Origin of the sequence: Hydrogenophaga sp. OTU3427 (genome assembly GCF_038440225.1) — a bacterium.
In the GTDB taxonomy this organism is placed as follows: Bacteria; Pseudomonadota; Gammaproteobacteria; order Burkholderiales; family Burkholderiaceae_C; genus Hydrogenophaga.
In genome coordinates, this window is sequence record NZ_JASATI010000056.1 from 1 (window position 1) to 18,317 (window position 18,317).

Consider the following 18,317-nt stretch of genomic DNA (forward strand, 5'->3'; position numbering starts at 1 on the left):
GGACGAAATCGGGCGATTTGCCCACCCATCCCCTTGCATGGGCATGAGCCCATGCGGCGGGTCTGTGCGGTCAACTCATCCCGATTGCGTCCCAACGTGACCCCGTTCAGATCATGAACAGGCTCTCAGCGATAACCATGAGAGCGCAGGTAGAGCCACGCGCCTAAACTCGTCCGCTGATTCACACCACACAACGGAGACACCCCCCATGCGTCAGTCCCTCCTGCGCCTCACCGTGCTGGCCTCCAGCGCCCTGGCCGGCACCGTCGCCCTGGCCCAGAGCTACCCGACCAAACCCATCAAGGTCATCGTGCCCTTCGCGGCCGGCAGCGCCACCGACCAGATCGGCCGCGCCTTCATGGCCAAGGTGTCCGAGTCCCTGGGCCAGCCCGTGGTGGTGGAGAACAAGCCCGGCGTCAACGGCATGCTGGGCGCGGCCGACGTCGCCAAGGCGGCGCCCGACGGCTACACCATCCTGCTGGGCACCAACAGCACCAACGCGGCGCTCAAGTACCTGATGAAGCAGCTGCCCTACGACCAGGACACGGCCTTCGCGCCCGTGGCCTACCTCGGCTCGGTGCCACTGATGGTGGCGGTCAACAACGACCTGCCGGTCAAGACGCTGAAGGACCTGGTCGAGATGGCCAAGGCCAAGCCCGGCCAGGTCAGCGTGGCCTATGCCAGCACCTCGCAACAGGTGTCCTCGGCCATGCTGGCCAGCATGGCCGGCGTGCAGTTCAACAACATCCCCTACAAGAGCGGCCCGGCCGCCATGACCGACCTGATCGGCGGCCAGGTGATGGTCTTCACCGCCGACTTCGCCGTCACCGTGCCACAGCACAAGGGAGGCAAGATCCGCGGCCTGGCCGTGACCTCGTCCAAGCGCGCCGCCGCCGTGCCCGAACTGCCCACGGTCAACGAGGCCCTGGGCCTGAAGGACTACGAGCTGACCGCCTACTTCGCCGCCTTCGCGCCGGCCGGCACCCCGGCCGAAGCCATCAACAAGCTCAACGCCGCCCTCAACGCGGCCGCGACCAGCAAGGACATCGTCGACAAGTTCTCGCCCAACGGGTTTGCCGCCGACCCGGGCACGCCCCAGCAACTGGGCGAGCGCAACCGGCTGGAAACCGCCAAGTGGGCCAAGGCCATCCGCGAGGCCAAGATCGAACCGCAGTGACGCCGCCCCTGGCGAAACCTGACCGCACCCACCCGCCTCCTGGCGGGTTTTTTGCGCCCCGTGCCGGCGGCCCTCGATCGAATGTCCTACTGCCCGGGACAAAATGTTCCATTGACAGGACATTGACCCGCTCACACACTGCGACACAGGTTGGCGTGTGCACCTGCACACACCCTTGGCAGCCTCAACGAGCACTGTGTCACACCCCGATCACGCCCCCGGCGCACCACCTTATCCACGCCTGTTCGAGCCACTGCGGCAGAGCGGCCTGCGACTGAAGAACCGCATCGCCCACGCATCCATCTCGACCCGCCTGGGCACCCCCGGGCGGCTGTCGGACGGCTACCTGGCCTACTGCCGCACACGGGCGCGCGGCGGCGCCGCCCTGCTGGTGACCGAACCGCTGGGCCTGCACCCCGGCCAGGGCGCGGCCCGTCTGGCGACCTGGCACGACAGCCATGTGCCCGACCTGCGGCGCCTGTCGGAAGCGGTCGAGTCTCACGGCTGCCGCCTGATCGGCCAGGTCCAGGACCCGGGCCGCGGCCGCCACGTGCCCGGGCGCGGTCACGCCACGCTGGCGCCCAGCGCCCTGCCCGACGACCTCAGCGGCACCATGCCGCGCGCCATGAGCACGGCCGAGGTCCGCGACTGGGTGGCGATGGTGGCCGAGCGCGCCTGGCGCCTGCAGCGCGCCGGCTTCTCGGGCATCGAGCTGTCGGCCTGCCACGGCCACCTGTTCCACCTCTTCCTGTCACCGCGCGCCAACCGACGCGAGGACGGCTACGGCGGCGACGCCGCGGGCCGCAGCCGCTGGCTGGTGGAGATGGTCAACGCGGTGCACGCCGCCTGCGGCGAGCACTTCGCGGTGGGCCTGAAGCTGCCCGGCGACGACGGCCTGCCCGACAGCATCCCGCCGGCCGAGGCCGAGCGCCTGCTCGCGGCCCTGCTGGACGGCTGCCGGCCCGACTACCTGGCCTTCGCCCAAGGCGCCCATGCCCGCACGCTGGAGATGCACCTGCCCGACGCCGCCGGCCCGCGCCTGCCCTACGCCGGGCTGATCCGCAGCTTGGCGCAACAAGCACGCGGCGTGCCGGTGATGGCGCTGGGCCGCATCACCGACCCGGCCGAAGCCGAGGCCCTGCTGGCCGACCCGGCCATCGCCCTGATCGGCCTGGGCCGCCCGCTGATCACCGATGCGCAATGGCCCCACAAGGCCGCGGCCGGTCGGGCCGCGGCCATCCGCGCCTGTGTCTCGTGCAACACCTGCTGGCGCACCATCGTGTCGGACCGCCCCATCGCCTGCGACAACAACCCGGCCCTGGCCTTGGGGGTCGAGGACGAGCCCTTGCCCCCGGCCACCACACCGCGCCACGTGGTGGTGGTGGGTGCCGGCATCGCCGGCCTGGAGGCCGCCTGGGTGGCGGCCGCGCGCGGCCACCGCGTGAGCCTGCTGGGCGCCAGCGCCGAGGTGGGTGGCCAGACCCGGCTCACGGCCACGCTGCCGGCCCTGCAGTCGCTCTCCAGCATCTTCGACCACCAGTTGTTACAGGCCCAGGCGCATGGTGTGGCGCTCCACCTGGGCCGCGCGGCCAGCGCCGACGACGTGCTGGCGCTGGCGCCCGATCTGGTGCTGCTGGCCACCGGCGCCACGCCGCTGTGGCCGCTGGAATTGCCCGCCACGCTGCAGGCCGACGGCCTGGTGCCGGACCTGCCCACCCTGTGCACACAACTGGCGCACCTGCACCGGCGGCAGCCAGGCACCGCCGTGGTCTGGGACCTGGACCCGGTGGAAGCCACCTACGCCGTGGTCGAACGCCTGGCCGCGCTGTTCGAGCGGGTCGTGCTGCTCACACCTTTTGACGCCATCGCGCGGGACTGCAGCCTGGTCACCCGCCAGAGCGTGCTGCGCCGCCTGCACCACGCTGGCGTGGTGGTCCACACCCAGGTGCTGCCACGCTGGCGCGACGATTTCGAGGACAGCGCCGCGCTGGACATCGAGAGCGTGTACGGTGGTCCGGCCGGGCGCATCGAGGCCGTGGCGCTGCTGACCTACGCCACGCCCCGGCGGCCCAACGACGCGCTGCTGGCGCCGCTGCGCGCCGCCGGCCTGGTGGTGCACACGCTGGGCGACTGCCACCAGCCGGGCGACACGATGTCGGCCACGGCGCAGGGATTTCAAGCAGGGAGAACCGCATGAGCCCCGGTGCCCCACAGGCACCACCAGGGGCCGCACCCACCCCTTTTTCGGAGAAGACCATGAACACACCGCTTGCCTCGACCCCGGCCACCGCGCGCCGCCGCACCCTGGCCCGGCTGCTGGCCCTGCCGCTGATGGGCGCCGGCCTGCTCGGCAGCGCCTGGGCCGCCGACTGGCCGACCCGCCCGGTCACCTGGGTCAACCCCTTTGCCGCCGGCTCGGCGGTCGACGTGGTGGCCCGCATCATTGCCCAGAAGGTGGCGGCCAACACCGGCCAGGGCATGAACGTGGACAACAAGACCGGTGCCAGCGGCAACATCGGCACCGACTTCGCGGCCCGCGCGCGCCCCGACGGCCACACCATCCTGCTGGGCTCGCCCGGCACCATGGCGATCAACCCCTACCTGTTCGCCAAGCTGCCTTACGACGCGCTCAAGGACTTCACGCCCATCAGCCAGCTGGTGTCGTTTCCACAGGTGGTGGTGACCAGCCCCAAGCAGCCCTTCAAGACCGTGCCCGAGCTGATCGCCACGGCCAAGGCCCAGCCCGACAAGCTCGCCCACGCCTCATCGGGCCCGGGCACGACCTCGCACCTCGTGATGGAGCTCATCAAGGCCGACGCCGGCATCCGCTTGACCCACGTGGGCTACCGCGGCGGCGCGCCGGCCATGCAGGCGGTGATGGCCGGCGAGGTGCAGGCCGGCGTCGAGGGCCTGCCCTCGCTGGTGGGCCAGATCAAGGCCGGCAGCGTGGTGCCCCTGGCCGTCACCTCGGCCGCACGCTCGCCGCAACTGCCGCAGGTGCCGGCGATGTCGGAGTTCATCCCCGGCTTCGACGCCACCGCCTGGATCGTGCTGATGGCCCCGGCCGGCACCCCGGCCGACGTGGTGGCCCGCATCCATGCCGAGGTGAAGAAGGCGCTGGACGACCCGGGCGTGCGCCAGCAGCTGGAAGCCCAGGGCGCCACGGTGGTGGGCGCCACCCCGGCCGACACCGCCAGCTTCCACGTCCGGGAAATGGCCAAGTTCAAGCGCGCGGTCGAGATCTCGGGCGCCAAGGCGGAGTGAGGGTGGGTGCTCAGCCGAGCGCCTGCGCCACGCGCCAGCCCAGCCCGAACGCCTGGGCCAGGCCGTTGCCCGGCAGGTAGCCGTCGGCGCCCAGGCCCGAGAGGCCGGCCGCGCAGCCGCCGGCGGCAAACACACCGGGCAGCGGGCGCTGGTCGGTGCCCAGCACCGCGCCGTGTGCGTCGGTCAGCAGCCCGCCCTGGGTGTGCGACAGCGCGCCGGTGACCCACGATGCCTTGTAGGGCGGACGCAGCGCACGCGCAAAACCACGCCGCCCCAGGGCGTCGCTGGCCGCACCCTGGGCGCACTGGGCCACGGTGTCCAGCGTGGCCTGCAGCGCCTCGGCGTCCACCCCGGCTTGGGCGGCCAGCGCGGCCACGCTGTCGGCCGCCATCACGCGCCCGGCGGCCACGGCCTGCTGGTAGGCCGAGTGGTTGCCCAGCTGCGCTTCGATGGCGGCGTCGAACACCTCCAGCGCCACGCCGCCAGGCTGGGCCAGCACCCAGGGCGCCAGCGCCGAGGGGCCGACGTCCTCGCGCACGAAACGTTGCCCGTCGCGGTTGAGCATGACACCGCCCAGCGTGGGGATGGACATGCCCAGGCGCGTGGCACCGCCGAGGTGGGTGTGGCCCTGGCCCTGGTAGCCGTCCATGCCCCACAACTGAGCGCCCCAGGCCAGGCCCAGCGCCAGGGTGCTGCCGTTGTTGGTGGGCGAGCCGTTGTGCAGCGCGCCGGCCATGCCCGGAATGAAGCGCGCGACCAGCTCGGCGTTGGCGCCAAAGCCACCGCCGGCCAGCACCAGCTGGCGGGCGCGCCGCTCGTTGCCTGCGGCAGCACCGAGCACAAAACCGTCGGCCCGGCGCTCTACCGACACCGCCTCGGGCCACCAGGTGATGCCAGCGTGGTCGCGCAGTGCGCCCCGGAACCAGGCGTGGAAGGCTGCGCCCGAGGCCGGCGTGACGCTGTGAAAACGCAGGGCGCTGTGGCCGGGCGCGGGCATGTCGGGCAGCCAGCGCAGCGGAGCGGCGCAGCCGTCGAGCAGGAAGGCCGTCACCTCCGGCAGCGCGTGCGCCACCGACTCGGCAATGTGTTCGTTGACCGCCCCGGGGGCAAAGTCGCGCACGTCCTGCAGCCAGCGCTGCGGGCCATCGTCGGTCACCCCGCCAGCGCACTGCAGCCGCGAGCCCGCGGCCGGGAACAGCCCACCGCTGATGGCGAAGTTGTTGGCCTGGTCGGACGTGGGGTCGCAAAGCAGGACCGACAGGCCACGCGCGGCAGCGGCCAAGGCCACCAGCATGCCGGCGGCGCCGGCACCGAGGATGGCGACATCGACATCCCCCTCGGGAGCGGGCACGGCATCAGGGTGTGGGGTCTTCATGCACCCATGCTCGCACAGCCCAGGCAGGCCGTGGCGCCCAGGACCCAAACTCGGGCACCGGGCGGGGTTACAGTGTCGGATACCCACCTGCGTTGCCCTTGCCCCTCGCCCCCATGTCCCACGTTCCTGCCCCCTCTTCCGGTGCCGACTACGAGCACATGTTCGACCTCGCGCCCGTGTCCCTCTGGCTGGAGGACTACAGCGGCATCAAGCGGCTGTTCGACGGCTGGCGCGCGGAAGGCGTGACCGATCTGGCCGACATGTTCGCGCGGCAGCCCGAGCGCCTGGCCCAGGTGGCCGCCGCGCCCATGGTGCTGCGGGTCAACCGCCGCACGCTGGAGATGTTCGAGGCCGCCGACCAGGAAGAGCTGGTGGGCCAGCTCAGCAAGGTCTTCGGCGACGACACCCTGCAGCAGTTCGGCCAGGAGATGGTGCAGCTGTGGGAGGGTGGCACCGGCTTCAGCAGCCCCTCGGTCAACTACAGCCTCGGCGGTCGCCGCATGAACGTCGAGGTGCAGGCCCGCGTGCTCGAAGGGCACGAGGCGCACTGGGACCGCGTGCTGGTGTCACTGCAGGACGTGACCGAACGGGTGCAGGCCACCGCCCGGCTGCAGGCCAGCGAGGCCTACGCCCACAACCTGTTCCGCTTCTCGCCGGTGTCGCTGTGGGTCGAGGACTTCAGCGCCGTGCGCCGGCTGATGGACGAGGTGCGCGCGCAGGGCATCGAGGACCTGCGGACCTTCATCAACGTGCACCCCGAATTCGTCACGCGCTGCATGCACGAGATCCGCGTGATCGACGTCAACCAGCAGACGCTGCGCATGTTCGGCGCGGCCGACCGCGACACCCTGCTGCGCCAGATCGACAAGGTCTTCCGCGGCGAGATGCACGACTCCTTCGCCGAACAGCTGATCGACCTCTGGAAGGGCCAGACCTTCCAGCAGCGCGAGGTGGTCAACTACTCGCTGGCCGGCAACCTCATGCACGTGCACATGCAGTTCGGCGTGCTGGCCGGGCACGAGGTCGGCTGGGACCTGGTGCTGGTGTCGCTGGTCGACATCACCGCGCGCAAGAAGGCCGAGGCCTACCTGGAGTACCTCGGCAAACACGACACCCTGACCAAGCTGCGCAACCGCACCTTCTACATCGAGGAGCTCAACCGCCTCTCACGCAAGGGCCCGTGGCCGGTGAGCGTGCTGGCGATCGACCTCAACGGCCTGAAGAACGCCAACGACAGCAACGGCCACGCGGCCGGCGACGCCCTGCTGCGGCGCGCTGGCGAGGTCCTGTCCAAGGCCGTGGCCGAGCCGGCCTGCGCGGCGCGCATCGGCGGCGACGAGTTCATGGTGCTGCTGCCGGGCACCGAACGCGCCGGCGCCGAGCGCCTGAAGGAACACATCGACTCGATGCTGGAACTCAACAACCAGTTCTACCCCGGCCAGACGCTGAGCTTCGCCATCGGCATCGCCACCTGCACCCACGCGGGCGACCTGGAACTCACCTGCCAGTCCGCCGACCGCGAGATGTACGCCGCCAAGGCGCAGTACTACGCCAGCCAAAAAATCGAGAGACGCAAAAGCTAGGCCGAAGCCACTCCCGCAGGCTTGAAGCGGTCAAACCGGGGGACACCGCCGGGCCGGCTCTGCCGGACGGCTGGTGTCGCCCCTTGAGGGGGATGCGGCCACACGCAGTGGGCAAGCGACGGGGTGGGCCATTCAGGTCACAGTGCCGAGGGACCACGGCACGAACTCGTTCTGCCCGTAGCCGTGGATTTCGCTGCGCGTGCGCTCGCCCGAGGCCACGCGAAGCATCTGCTGGAACAGGCGCTCGCCCACGGCGTCTATGCTGTCCACGCCGTCGATGATGCCGCCGCAGTTGAGGTCGATGTCGTCGGCCTGGCGCTGCCACAGCGCGGTGTTGGTGCCCAGCTTGAGCGAGGGCGTGGGCGCGCAGCCGTAGGCCGAGCCGCGCCCGGTGGTGAAGCAGATCAGGTTGGCGCCGCCGGCCACCTGACCGGTGGCCGAGACCGGGTCGTAGCCCGGCGTGTCCATGAAGACCAGGCCCTTGGCGTGCACCGGCTGGGCGTATTCGCACACCGCCACCAGCGGCGTGCTGCCGCCCTTGGCGATGCCGCCGAGTGACTTCTCCAGCACCGTGGTCAGGCCACCGGCCTTGTTGCCGGCCGAGGGGTTGTTGTCCATGGCGGCGCCGTGGCGCGCGCAGTGGTCTTCCCACCAGCGGATGCGGTCGACCAGGCGCTGACCCACGTCGGGCGTGACGGCGCGGCGGGTGAGCAGGTGCTCGGCGCCGTAGATCTCGGGCGTCTCGGACAGGATGGCGGTGCCGCCGTGGCGCACCAGGCGGTCCACCGCCGCGCCCAGGGCCGGGTTGGCCGAGATGCCGGAGTAGCCGTCGGAGCCGCCGCACTGCAGGCCCACCACCAGGTGGCTGGCGGGCACGGGCTGGCGCGTCACGGCGTTGGCCTCGGGCAGCATGGCCGCGACGGCCGCGATGCCCTGGGCCACCGCCCGCGCCGTGCCCCCGGCGTCCTGGATGTTGAGCGTGCGCAGGCGCGCGCCGCTGTGCAGGCCCTCGGCGTCCAGCCACTGGTCGATCTGGTTGGTCTCGCAGCCCAGGCCCACCACCAGCACGGCGGCGAAATTGGCGTGGGTGGCGTAGCCCGCCAGCGTGCGGCGCAGCACCAACAGGCCTTCGCCACGCGCGTCGATGGCGCAGCCTTCGCCGTGGGTCAGGGCGACCACGCCATCGACCTGCTCGAAACCGGCCAGGGCCTCGGGCCGGATGTCGCGGCGGAAGTGGTCGGCGATGGCGCGTGCCACCGTGGCCGAGCAGTTGACCGAGGTCAGCACGCCGATGTAGTTGCGCGTGGCCACGCGGCCATCGGCGCGCACGATGCCCATGAAGCTGGCGGGCGCATCGGCCGGCGTGACCGGCGCCGCGTCCTGCGAAAACGCGTAGTCGCGGGTGAAGTCGCCCACCGCCAGGTTGTGGGTGTGCACGTGCTGGCCGGCCGCGATGGGCTGGGTGGCGAAACCAATGACCTGGCCGTAGCGGCGCACCGCCTCGCCGGGGGCGATGGCGCGCGCCGCGAGCTTGTGGCCCGGAGGGATCAGGCCCGAGACCACCACCGCCTCGCCCGGGATGGCGGTGCCGCCCAGCAATTGGGTGCGGGCGATCAGCACATCGTCGGCCGGGTGCAGGCGGATGACGGGGGAGAGCGTGGTGGTGTTCATGGGGCAGGGGCTTGGGCGGCGAGAAAGTCGCTGACCTCGGACAGGGAAGGCATGCCGGCGATGGCGCCGCGCCCGCGCACCGACAGCGCGGCGGCGGCGTTGGCGATGGGCAGGGCGTCGGGCAGGGCCAGGCCACGCGCCAGGGCGGCGGCCAGCGCCCCGGTGAAGGTGTCGCCGGCGCCGACGGTGTCGGTCACCGGCACGGTCCAGCCGTGCACACGGTGGGGCGCCAGGCCAGGGCGGAACAGCAACACGCCATCCTTGCCCAGCGTCACGACCACCGCACCCACGCCCAAGGCCAGCAGCGCCTGGGCCGCGGCGGCCGGATCGGCCTCCGGAGGCAGACCGGCCAGCAGGTTGACCTCGGTCTGGTTGGGCGTGAGCACGTCCACCAGCGGCGCCAGCCCGGGTGGCAGCGGCTGCGCCGGCGCCGGGTTGAGCAGGGTCAGGGCGCCGCCCGCGCGGGCGCTGCGAAAGGCTTCGGTCACCGCGTCCAGCGGCACCTCGAAGGAGGCGACGGTGACGCGGCAGGCGTCCACGTACGGCGCCGCCGCGCGCACCTGGGCGGCGTCCAGGCCGGCGTTGGCGCCGGGGCTGACCACGATGCTGTTGTCGCCATCGGGGTAGGTGAAGATCTGGGCGACGCCGCTGGGCTCGTTCGCGGCCTGGGCCACCGCGTCGGTGACGATGCCCTCGCGCGCCCACAGCGCCAGCGCCATGCGGCCGAAGTCGTCGCGGCCGATGCGGGCCACCACGGCCACCCGGGCGCCCTGGCGCGCCGCCGCCACGGCGGCGTTGCTGCCCTTGCCACCGGGCCCGACCTCGAAGCCATGGCCCATGAGGGTTTCACCACGCAAGGGCGGGCGCGCCACGCGCGAGGTCAGGTCGGCGTTCCAGCTGGCGACCACCACCACATCAGGATTCATGCGAAAGTTCCTTGAAGAGGGGCCCGCCGCCGGGCCGCCCCAAGGCGAGGCCCGCACCCCCTCGGGGCTGAGGGCTGCGGCTCCAAGCCTGCCTGCGCAGGCTTGGACAGCCCGAAGAGGCGCTGACTCCGGCAGCGCCGCGGCCTGCAAGGCCAGCGACCCGCGCCGCGGTGGAGCGTGGGGGCCTCATTTCACGCCATAGCCCATGGTTTGGGGCAGCCACAAAACGATTTGCGGAAAGAGTGTGAGCGCCAGCAGCAGCATGAGCAGCATGACGATGAACATCCAGCCCTCCTTCATCATCTCGCCGATGGGGATGCCGGTCAGCGCCTTCGTGACGAACAGCAGCATGCCGAACGGGGGATGGATCAGGCCGATCATCATGTTGAGCACCACCAGCACGCCGAAGTGCACCAGGTCGATGCCCAGCAGGGCCACCGCCGGCAGCAGCATGGGCACGAAGACCAGCAACAGCACCGAGACGTCGAGGAAACAGCCCAGCACCAGGAACATGACGTTGACCAGCAGCAGGAAACCGATGCGGCCCAGGTCCATGCTGTCGACCCACTGCGCCATGGCCTGCGGCACGCCCTCGGCGGTGAAGGCGTAGTTGAGCATGAAGGAGCCGGCCAGGATCAGGGTGATGACGGCGCTGCCACGGGTGGACTCCATCACCACGCCCCAGAAGCTGCGCCAGGTCAGCGCGCGGTAGACCACGCCGGCCAGGATCAGGGCGTGCAGCGCGGCCACGGCGGCGGCCTCGGTGGGCGTGAAGGCGCCCGAATAGATGCCACCGAGCAGCACCACCGGCATGGACAGCGGCAGCGCGCCACGGAACAGGATGGGCGGCCAGTCCTTGAGGGGGATCTTGTCCTCGCGTGGCATGTTGCGTTTGACGGCGATGAAATGCACCACGGTCATCATCAGCGTCGCCATCAGCACGCCCGGGACCACGCCGGCCAGGAACAGCGCCCCCACCGAGGCGCCGGACACCAGCGCGTAGATCACCATGGGGATGGACGGCGGGATGATGGGGCCCAGTGTGGCGCTGGCCACCACCACGGCACCGGCGAAGCCCCGGCTGTATTCGGGCTTCTTGAGCATTTGCTTGATGGTCACCAGGCCGGGGCCGGCGGCGTCGGCGATGGCACTGCCGCTCATGCCCGAGAAGATCACGCTGACCAGGATGTCGACCTGGGCCAGGCCGCCCCGCATGCGGCCCACCAGGATGCGGCAGAAGTCGAAGATGCGTTCGCTCACGGTGCCGGCGTTCATGATGTTGGCGGCGAACACGAACAGCGGCACCGCCAGCAGCACGTAGCTGTTGTAGAGGCCGTTGCTGACCTGCTCGGCCACCAGGCCCAGGTCTTGCCGTTTGACCAGCAGGTAGGCCACGCCGGAGGCGAGCATGGAGAAGCCGATGGGCATGCGCAGCAGCATGCCCAGCACGAGCACCCCCGCGAGAATGAGAATTCCGAGCGACATTGCAAACGACCTTTGACAGGCAAGAAGGAGGCGCCACAGCGGACGCCCGGGATCACAGGCGCAGTTCGGCTTCGAGGCCCTTGCCCTGCAGGGCGGTCCAGATGGCCCAGGCGGCGCGCAGCACCAGGCCGATCAGCAGCAGCACGAAGGGCAGGAAGACCCACATGAAAGGAATGCCCAGCACCGGCGTGCCTTCACGCTGCATGAAGTGGACGTAGTCCCAGCTGGCGGGGATGGCCACCGCCGCCAGGCCGCCCACCATCAGGTGGCCGACGATGCGCATGACCAGGCGGGCGCGTTGGCCCACGCTGTTCCACACGAGGTCGAAGACCACGTGCTCGCGTTCGGGCACCACCGCCGCCGCCGCCCACAGGATCACCCACACATAGAGGATGACCGCCGCCTCGTCGGTCCAGGGCAGCGGCTGGTTGAAGCCGAAGCGCGCCACGATCTGGACGATGAAGACCCCGAACAGGATCAGGAACAGGCCGCCGCCCAGGGCATTGGCGGCCCGGATGCACCAGCGTTCCATGTCACTTGACGGCGTTGATGCGCTCGATCAGGCCCTTGGGCCAGACCTTGGCGTACTCGGAGTTCAGGTAGACCTGCTGCACGTGGCTGCGGAAGGCGGCCTGGTCGGGCGTGGTCACCTGCAGGCCCTGCTGCTTGAAGAAGTCGATGATCTGACCCTCTTCCTTGATGCGGTTCTCGTTGTTGTACTGCGCGGCGGCCGTGGCCGCGGCCTGCACCTTCTGCTTCTGGGCCGGCGTGAGCGCGTTCCAGGTCTTGTTGGCGATGGACAGGAAGATGCCGTCGACCAGGTGGTTGGTCAGCACGATCTGCTTGGTCACTTCGTAGAACTTGGCCGAGCGCACCGAAGGCAGCGGGTTGTCCTGGCCGTCGATGGTGCCGGACTTCAGGCCCAGGTAGACCTCGCCAAAGGCCAGCGGCGTGGCGGTCGCGCCCAGGGCCTCGCCCAGGAACAGCCACTCCTTGGAGCCCGGCATGCGCAGCTTGACGCCCTTGAGGTCGGCCGGCGTGCGCACGTTGCGGGTTTCGCGCAGGTTGACCTGGCGGGTGCCCAGGTAGACGGTGGACAACACGGTCACGTCCATCTTCTCGGACACGGTCTTGAACAGCTCCTGGCCGATGGGGCCGTTGAACACCTTCTGCTGCTGCTGCGGGTCCTGGATCACATAGCCGGCGGTGAAGATGGAGAACTCGGGCACCAGCTTGGCGATGTCAAAGGCCGAGATGCTGGACAGCTCGAGGTTGCCGCGCGCCATGGCGGCCGGCTCGGTGCCCTGCTTGAACAGCGAGGCGTTGAGGTTGATCTGGACATCGAACTCGCCCGGCGCGCTCTTGTCCAGCGCGTCCTTGAACACCGTCCACATCTTGGCGTGCCAGTCGTCGGGCACGGCCGGGGTGGAGATGCGCAGCGGCACCTTGGTCTGGGCCTGGGCGATGGGCGCCATCAGACCGCTGAGGGCCAGGGCGGAAGCGGTGGCCAGCAGGCCGCGGCGGATCAGGGAAGGGGTCATGTCTGTCTCCTGGTGGTTGTGGTGACGGGGCGAAACGGGAAGGGGAAGCGGGATTCTCAGTCGATCTCGGGGTCCAGCGCCAAGGCCTGGATGCGGCGGCGCAATTCGGGCTGCTCGGCCGGCGTGACGGCCACCAGCGGCGCGCGCACCGTGAGCCAGGCGGCGTTGCCGTCGCGTTCGGCCATCACGGTCTTGAGCGCGGGCATCAGCGAGAAGCCGTCGAACACGGTCAGGATCTCCTTGACGCGCGCCAGGTCGCGCGCCGCGCCCGGACCGTCGGGATCGGCCACCAGGCGGTGCACCAGGCGGGGCACGAAGTTGGCCAGGCCGCTGATGGCGCCGGTGCTGCCCTCGCGGCCCAGGGCCGGCAGGTCGGGCTCGAAGCCGACGTAGACCGTCAGGTCCTTCATGAAGGCGGCCGCCAGCGCCAGCGAATGGGCCTGGTCGCACTGGCTGTCCTTGATGCCCAGGATGTGTTGCGGGTAGGCCTGGAACAGGCTGCGGATCACATGCTGCGACAGCGGCACGCCCGTGACCTGGGGGATGTGGTACAGGTAGACCGCCAGGCCCGGCGACATGGACTGGTCCATGATCTGGCGGAAGCTGTCGATGATGCCCTGGTCGGACACGCCCTTGAAGTAGAAGGGCGCCAGGATCAGGCAGCCGTGCACGCCCAGCGCGGTGGCGTGGCGGGTGAGGGCCACGGTCTCGGGCACGGCGGTGCAGCTGGTGCCGACGATGATGCGCTCGGCCGGCACGCCCCGGGCGATCAGGCCCTCGACCGCGGCCATGCGCTCGGCCACCGAAAACGACGGTCCCTCGCCGGTGGTGCCGAAGGCGGTGACACCGCCACAGCCCGAGGCCAGCAGGTGCAGCGCGTGGGCGGCGAAGGCGTCGAGGTCGATGTTCTGCGCCGCGTCCAGCGGCGTCAGCATGGCGGTCCAGATGCCGACGAAGGGCTTTTTCTTGGAAGGGGTGTTCATGTCGTGGTGGTGGTTTGCGATGACCACGGCAGGGTGGGCCGTGGCAGTCCGAGCACGCGGCGGCGCGCGCTCTCGATGTGGTGACCCAGGCGGTCGGCCACCGCCGTGGCGTCGCGGCGGCGCAGCGCCTCGATGAACCACAGGTGTTCTTCCATGGCGGCGAGCAGGATGTCGGCCGAGAGGCTGGAGTTCTCGAACTTGATCAGGCGCACGCGCAGGCTGTTGATGCGGTAGATCTCGGAGATCAGCGCGTTGCCCATGGCGTCGATCATGTGCTCGTGCAGGCCCCAGTCGACCTGGGTGGCCTCGGCCAGCAGGGCCTCGTCGATGGGGCCGCTGCGCGCGCGCTCGACGATGGAGCGGTGTTCGGCCTCGATCTGCGCCAGCTCGGCGTCGCTGGCCTCCTGGGCGAAGCGTATGGCCGACTCGCGCTCCAGCAGCAGGCGCAGCTCGAAGGCGTTCTTGATCAGCTTGACGTCCACCTGCGCCACCTGCAGCCCCCGCTGGGGCACGGTCTGCAGCAGGCCTTCGGCCTCCAGGCGCGGGATCAGTTCGCGCACCGCGCCCAGCGGCATGCCCAGCAGCTGCATCAGCTCGCGCTGCGAGATGAACTGGCCCGGGCGGATCTGCGCCCGCACGATCTGCTCGCGGAAGTTTTCGTAGGCCTGCACGCGCAGGCTGGGCATGCGGGCGGTGCTCATTGACGCACCACGCCCTTGCGCAGCAGCAGGTTGCCGTAGGGCCGGCCTTCGCCGGTGCGCAGGATCACGAAGGCGCTTTGCGCAGCGGCGTAGAAGGCGTGGCGCTCCAGGCCCTGCGCGGGCGCTTCGCCGGCCTCGGCCAGCAGCGCCTGGAAAGCCGCCACCGGCGGCGGCACCGCGCCCGGCTCGCCCACCACTTCCATGAAACGGGTGGGCGCAGGCTCGAAATCGTCCACCGGCAAGACCGCCAGCACGGCCGCCAGCGCCGCCGGTGCATCGGCGCCCGGCAGCTGCACCAGACGCGCGCCACCGGCCGCCGCCACCCGCGCGGCGGGGAAGTTGGCGTCCACGATGGCCACGTCGTCACCATGGCCCATGCTGGCCAGCGCAAACAGGGCGTCGGGCGTGAGCAGCGGGGGCAGGTGTTTGAGCATAGCGGCGGGGCCTGAACCTAGGGTAAGCACGGTGGGTCAACTGATTGACGTACTGACATGTTAGTTTGATACTAGCTGACCATTCACAGTAGAAACCCTGACAACCCCTCACCCCAGCCGCCCCGCGACAGGCGGCCCGACATGACACCCTCCCCTTCACCGACCTCTTCCCTCCCTGGCATCGCCCTGGGTGGCGCCGCCCTGGGCAACCTGTTTGCCCCGGTGGCCGAGGCGGATGCACAAGGCCTGCTGCACACCGCCTGGGCCGACGGCTGCCGCCATTTCGACACCGCCCCCCACTACGGGCACGGCCTGAGCGAACACCGGCTGGGCCACGCGCTGCGCGGCCAGCCGCGCGACGGCTTCGTGCTGTCGAGCAAGGTCGGCCGCGTGCTCACCCCCAGCGCCCAGGTGCCGCGCGAGCAGCACGGCTACGTCGACGGCCTGCCCTTTGTGCAGCACTGGGACTTCAGCGCCGCCGGCATACGCCGCAGCGTGGAGGACAGCCTGCAGCGCCTGGGCCTGGCCCGGCTGGACACCGCCTACCTGCACGACATCGACGCCACCACCCAGGGCGCGCACGCGCCCCAGGTGCTGCGCCAAGTGCTGGACGAGGCCCTGCCCGCGCTGCGCCAGCTGCAGCGCGAAGGCCTGGTGGGCGCCATCGGCCTGGGCGTGAACGACCACCAGATCGTGCTCGACGTCTTGCGCCACGCCGACCTCGACACCCTGCTGCTGGCCGGCCGCTACACCCTGCTGGACCACAGCGCCCTGCCCGCGCTGCTGCCCGAATGCCAGCGCCGCGGCGTGCGCGTGGCCCTGGGCGGGCTGTTCAACTCCGGTCTGCTGGCCACCGGCACCCGCCAGGGCACGCCCACCTTCAACTACGCGCCCGCCGCCCAGGCCTGGGTGGCGCGCACCGCACACATCGAAGACCTGTGCGACGCCCACGGCGTGCCGCTGCGCGCCGCCGCCCTGCAGTTCGCCCGTGCCCACCCCGCCGTGCACACGCTGGTGCTGGGCGCGCGCCATGTGGACGAGTGGCACGACGGCCTGGCCATGTTGCGCCACCCCATTCCCGCTGTGTTCTGGGCGGCCCTGCGCCGCGCCGGCCTGCTGCCCGAGGAGGCCCCCACGCCATGATCGACGCCCATTTCCACAGCTGGCAGCTGGCACGGGGCGACTACGGCTGGCTCACGCCGGCCCTGGGGCCCATCCACCGCGACGTGGCCGTGACCGACTGGTGGGCCGAGGCGTCGCCCCACGGCATGGCGGCCGGCGTGCTGGTGCAGGCCGCGCCCACCGAGGCCGAGACCAGCCACCTGCTGGCGCTGGCCGATGCCCACGCGCAGGTGCTGGGCGTGGTGGGCTGGGTCGACTGGCTGGCGCCCGACGCGCCGGCGCGCATCGCCGCGCTGGCCCGCCACCCCAAACTCAAGGGCCTGCGCCCCATGCTGCAGGACATCGCCGACCCCGACTGGATCCTGCAGCCCGCGCTCACGCCCTGCCTGCGGGCCATGGCCGAGCACGGGCTGGTCTTCGACGCCCTGGTCCAGCCGCGCCACCTGCCACGCCTGCTGGCCCTGCACCAGCGCCACCCGGCGCTGAGGGTGGTGATCGACCACGCCGCCAAGCCCGACATCGCCCACGGCCAGTGGCAACCCTGGGCCGAGGAGATGGCCCGGCTGGCGCGCGAGACCCCCTGGGCCTGCAAGCTCTCGGGCCTGCTGACCGAGTGTGGCCCGGCGCCCCGCCCCGACGCCGCGCGCCGCTGGGCGCGCCACGTGCTGGACCACTTTGGCCCCACGCGGGTGGTCTGGGGCAGCGACTGGCCGGTGCTGCAGCTCGCCAGCGACTACACGCCCTGGTGGCAAGAGACCCAGGCCCTGCTGGCCCACCTGAGCCCCGACGAACGCGCCGCGGTGCTGGGCGGCAACGCCCGCCGCCTCTACCAACTCCCCCCTTCCGACAACCCCACGCCATGACCCCGACCGTCCCAGACCACCTGTCCCACAGCCTGCCCCACGACCACGCCCAGGCCACCTTGATCGGCCGCCTGTGGCAACCCGGCGTGGGCGCCCTGCCCGTGGCCGTGTTCCAGCAGCAATTGTTCGACCTCTCGCCCCTGGCCCCGACCACCAGCCAGCTGCTGGAGCGCGAGGCGCCCGCGCTGGACGTGGCCCAGGCCCTGGCCGCCGGGCGCCTGCGCCCCCTGGCCGACCTGGCCGCCGTGCTGGCCAACAGCCACGAGGCCCAGCGCGACACCACCCGCCCCTGGCTGCTGGCGCCTTGTGACCTCCAGGTCGTCAAGGCCAGCGGCGTGACCTTCATCGCCAGCCTGCTGGAGCGCGTGATCGAGGAGCAGGCGCGCGGCGACGCGGGCCGCGCCGAGGGCATACGCCAGGCGCTGGGCGACATCCTGGGCACCGACCTGAGCCAGATCGTGCCCGGCTCGCCCGAGGCGGCCGAGGTCAAGCGCGTGCTGCTGGAGCGCGGCGCCTGGTCGCAGTACCTGGAGGTGGGTCTGGGTCCGGACGCCGAGATCTTCACCAAGGCGCCCGTGCTGGCCGCCGTGGGCAGCGGCGCCGATGTGGGCATCCACCCCGGCTCGCACTGGAACAACCCCGAGCCCGAGGTGGTGCTGGCCGTCAACAGCCGCGGTCAGACCGTGGGCGCGGCCCTGGGCAACGACGTCAACCTGCGCGACTTCGAGGGCCGCAGCGCCCTGCTGCTGGGCAAGGCCAAGGACAACAACGGCTCCTGCGCCATCGGCCCCTTCATCCGCCTGTTCGACGCCCACTTCGGCATCGCCGACGTGCGCCAGGCCACGCTGCGCCTGGGCATCACCGGCGAAGACGGTTTTGCCTGGCAGGCCCAGGGCGACATGGCCACCATCAGCCGCGACCCGCTGGACATCGTGGCCCAGGCCATCAACGCCAACCACCAGTACCCCGACGGCTTCATGCTGTTCCTGGGCACCATGATCGCGCCGACCCAGGACCGGCGCGGCCCCGGCCAGGGCTTCACCCACGAGGTGGGCGACGTGGTGACGGTGCACACCCCCTGCCTGGGCACCCTGGTCAACCGCGTGCGCCACAGCTGCGACGTCGCGCCGTGGCGTTACGGCATCGCCGCACTGATGCAGCAGCTCGCGGGCCAGCGCTGAAGCGGCCAGCG

General features: G+C 71.1%; 16 protein-coding genes. 7 read left to right on the forward strand and 9 right to left on the reverse strand.

From position 1 onward, the window contains the following. Window positions 1-208: 208 nt before the first annotated feature. From AAHB17_RS21720 to AAHB17_RS21730, 3 genes are all read left to right on the forward strand, one after another. Window positions 209-1,177, forward strand: a complete 969-nt coding sequence (locus AAHB17_RS21720; RefSeq protein ID WP_342133051.1) for a Bug family tripartite tricarboxylate transporter substrate binding protein — start codon at window positions 209-211, stop codon at window positions 1,175-1,177. A gap of 196 nt (window positions 1,178-1,373) precedes the next feature. After that, on the forward strand, window positions 1,374-3,374 hold the full coding sequence (locus AAHB17_RS21725) for an oxidoreductase (protein ID WP_342133053.1): 2,001 nt from the start codon (window positions 1,374-1,376) through the stop codon (window positions 3,372-3,374). Between the two features lie 59 nt (window positions 3,375-3,433). Beyond that, entirely contained in the window at window positions 3,434-4,441 is a 1,008-nt protein-coding gene (locus AAHB17_RS21730; RefSeq protein ID WP_342133054.1) for a Bug family tripartite tricarboxylate transporter substrate binding protein, read from the forward strand. Between the two features lie 10 nt (window positions 4,442-4,451). On the opposite strand, the gene AAHB17_RS21735 is transcribed toward AAHB17_RS21730, so the two are convergent. After that, on the reverse strand, window positions 4,452-5,816 hold the full coding sequence (locus tag AAHB17_RS21735) for an FAD-dependent oxidoreductase (RefSeq protein WP_342133055.1): 1,365 nt from the start codon (window positions 5,814-5,816) through the stop codon (window positions 4,452-4,454). A gap of 113 nt (window positions 5,817-5,929) precedes the next feature. Here AAHB17_RS21735 and AAHB17_RS21740 point away from each other — a divergent pair, with 113 nt between their 5' ends. Continuing rightward, window positions 5,930-7,399, forward strand: coding sequence for a sensor domain-containing diguanylate cyclase (locus AAHB17_RS21740; RefSeq protein ID WP_342133057.1), 1,470 nt, complete (start codon window positions 5,930-5,932; stop codon window positions 7,397-7,399). Between the two features lie 132 nt (window positions 7,400-7,531). On the opposite strand, the gene AAHB17_RS21745 is transcribed toward AAHB17_RS21740, so the two are convergent. The 8 genes from AAHB17_RS21745 to AAHB17_RS21780 all read right to left on the reverse strand — a co-directional run bounded on the left by AAHB17_RS21745 (window position 7,532) and on the right by AAHB17_RS21780 (window position 15,140). Further along, window positions 7,532-9,070 (reverse strand): UxaA family hydrolase, encoded by a 1,539-nt coding sequence (locus AAHB17_RS21745; RefSeq protein WP_342133058.1) that lies wholly within the window; start codon window positions 9,068-9,070, stop codon window positions 7,532-7,534. Then, on the reverse strand, window positions 9,067-9,996 hold the full coding sequence (locus AAHB17_RS21750) for a ribokinase (RefSeq protein ID WP_342133059.1): 930 nt from the start codon (window positions 9,994-9,996) through the stop codon (window positions 9,067-9,069). The genes AAHB17_RS21745 and AAHB17_RS21750 overlap by 4 nt, the downstream gene beginning before the upstream one ends. Window positions 9,997-10,182: 186 nt before the next feature. Further along, window positions 10,183-11,481, reverse strand: a complete 1,299-nt coding sequence (locus tag AAHB17_RS21755; protein ID WP_342133060.1) for a TRAP transporter large permease — start codon at window positions 11,479-11,481, stop codon at window positions 10,183-10,185. A 52-nt stretch (window positions 11,482-11,533) separates the two neighbouring features. Continuing rightward, complete coding sequence (locus AAHB17_RS21760) at window positions 11,534-12,013, reverse strand: TRAP transporter small permease (protein WP_342133061.1); 480 nt, start codon at window positions 12,011-12,013, stop codon at window positions 11,534-11,536. 1 nt (window position 12,014) lies between these two features. Continuing rightward, window positions 12,015-13,022 (reverse strand): sialic acid TRAP transporter substrate-binding protein SiaP, encoded by a 1,008-nt coding sequence (locus tag AAHB17_RS21765; protein WP_342133062.1) that lies wholly within the window; start codon window positions 13,020-13,022, stop codon window positions 12,015-12,017. Window positions 13,023-13,078: 56 nt separating this feature from the next. Beyond that, entirely contained in the window at window positions 13,079-14,005 is a 927-nt protein-coding gene (locus AAHB17_RS21770; RefSeq protein WP_342133063.1) for a dihydrodipicolinate synthase family protein, read from the reverse strand. Then, on the reverse strand, window positions 14,002-14,706 hold the full coding sequence (locus AAHB17_RS21775) for a GntR family transcriptional regulator (protein ID WP_342133065.1): 705 nt from the start codon (window positions 14,704-14,706) through the stop codon (window positions 14,002-14,004). Before AAHB17_RS21775 ends, AAHB17_RS21770 begins: the two co-directional genes overlap by 4 nt. After that, the gene (locus AAHB17_RS21780) at window positions 14,703-15,140 is read right to left on the reverse strand and encodes an RbsD/FucU family protein (protein ID WP_342133066.1); all 438 of its coding nucleotides are present in this window, start codon (window positions 15,138-15,140) and stop codon (window positions 14,703-14,705) included. Before AAHB17_RS21780 ends, AAHB17_RS21775 begins: the two co-directional genes overlap by 4 nt. A gap of 141 nt (window positions 15,141-15,281) precedes the next feature. Between AAHB17_RS21780 and AAHB17_RS21785 the strand changes: the two genes are divergently transcribed. The 3 genes from AAHB17_RS21785 to AAHB17_RS21795 are packed head-to-tail and all read left to right on the forward strand — an operon-like array spanning window position 15,282 to window position 18,306. Next, window positions 15,282-16,283: an aldo/keto reductase gene (locus tag AAHB17_RS21785; RefSeq protein ID WP_342133068.1), complete on the forward strand. Its 1,002-nt coding sequence runs from the start codon at window positions 15,282-15,284 to the stop codon at window positions 16,281-16,283. Then, window positions 16,280-17,125 carry an amidohydrolase family protein gene (locus AAHB17_RS21790; protein WP_342133069.1) on the forward strand — a complete coding sequence of 282 codons (846 nt, stop codon included), beginning with the start codon at window positions 16,280-16,282 and terminating at the stop codon, window positions 17,123-17,125. The genes AAHB17_RS21785 and AAHB17_RS21790 overlap by 4 nt, the downstream gene beginning before the upstream one ends. Continuing rightward, entirely contained in the window at window positions 17,122-18,306 is a 1,185-nt protein-coding gene (locus AAHB17_RS21795) for a fumarylacetoacetate hydrolase family protein (protein ID WP_342133070.1), read from the forward strand. The genes AAHB17_RS21790 and AAHB17_RS21795 overlap by 4 nt, the downstream gene beginning before the upstream one ends. Window positions 18,307-18,317 lie beyond the last annotated feature (11 nt).

Coding starts and splice junctions, on each gene's coding strand:
- AAHB17_RS21775 (WP_342133065.1), bottom strand. CDS start 14,706: ATGAGCACCGCCCGCATGCCCAGCCTGCGCGTGCAGGCCTACGAAAAC.
- AAHB17_RS21755 (WP_342133060.1), bottom strand. CDS start 11,481: ATGTCGCTCGGAATTCTCATTCTCGCGGGGGTGCTCGTGCTGGGCATG.
- AAHB17_RS21770 (WP_342133063.1), bottom strand. CDS start 14,005: ATGAACACCCCTTCCAAGAAAAAGCCCTTCGTCGGCATCTGGACCGCC.
- AAHB17_RS21745 (WP_342133058.1), bottom strand. CDS start 9,070: ATGAACACCACCACGCTCTCCCCCGTCATCCGCCTGCACCCGGCCGAC.
- AAHB17_RS21790 (WP_342133069.1), top strand. CDS start 16,280: ATGATCGACGCCCATTTCCACAGCTGGCAGCTGGCACGGGGCGACTAC.
- AAHB17_RS21750 (WP_342133059.1), bottom strand. CDS start 9,996: ATGAATCCTGATGTGGTGGTGGTCGCCAGCTGGAACGCCGACCTGACC.
- AAHB17_RS21730 (WP_342133054.1), top strand. CDS start 3,434: ATGAACACACCGCTTGCCTCGACCCCGGCCACCGCGCGCCGCCGCACC.
- AAHB17_RS21795 (WP_342133070.1), top strand. CDS start 17,122: ATGACCCCGACCGTCCCAGACCACCTGTCCCACAGCCTGCCCCACGAC.
- AAHB17_RS21765 (WP_342133062.1), bottom strand. CDS start 13,022: ATGACCCCTTCCCTGATCCGCCGCGGCCTGCTGGCCACCGCTTCCGCC.
- AAHB17_RS21780 (WP_342133066.1), bottom strand. CDS start 15,140: ATGCTCAAACACCTGCCCCCGCTGCTCACGCCCGACGCCCTGTTTGCG.
- AAHB17_RS21785 (WP_342133068.1), top strand. CDS start 15,282: ATGACACCCTCCCCTTCACCGACCTCTTCCCTCCCTGGCATCGCCCTG.
- AAHB17_RS21760 (WP_342133061.1), bottom strand. CDS start 12,013: ATGGAACGCTGGTGCATCCGGGCCGCCAATGCCCTGGGCGGCGGCCTG.
- AAHB17_RS21720 (WP_342133051.1), top strand. CDS start 209: ATGCGTCAGTCCCTCCTGCGCCTCACCGTGCTGGCCTCCAGCGCCCTG.
- AAHB17_RS21740 (WP_342133057.1), top strand. CDS start 5,930: ATGTCCCACGTTCCTGCCCCCTCTTCCGGTGCCGACTACGAGCACATG.
- AAHB17_RS21735 (WP_342133055.1), bottom strand. CDS start 5,816: ATGAAGACCCCACACCCTGATGCCGTGCCCGCTCCCGAGGGGGATGTC.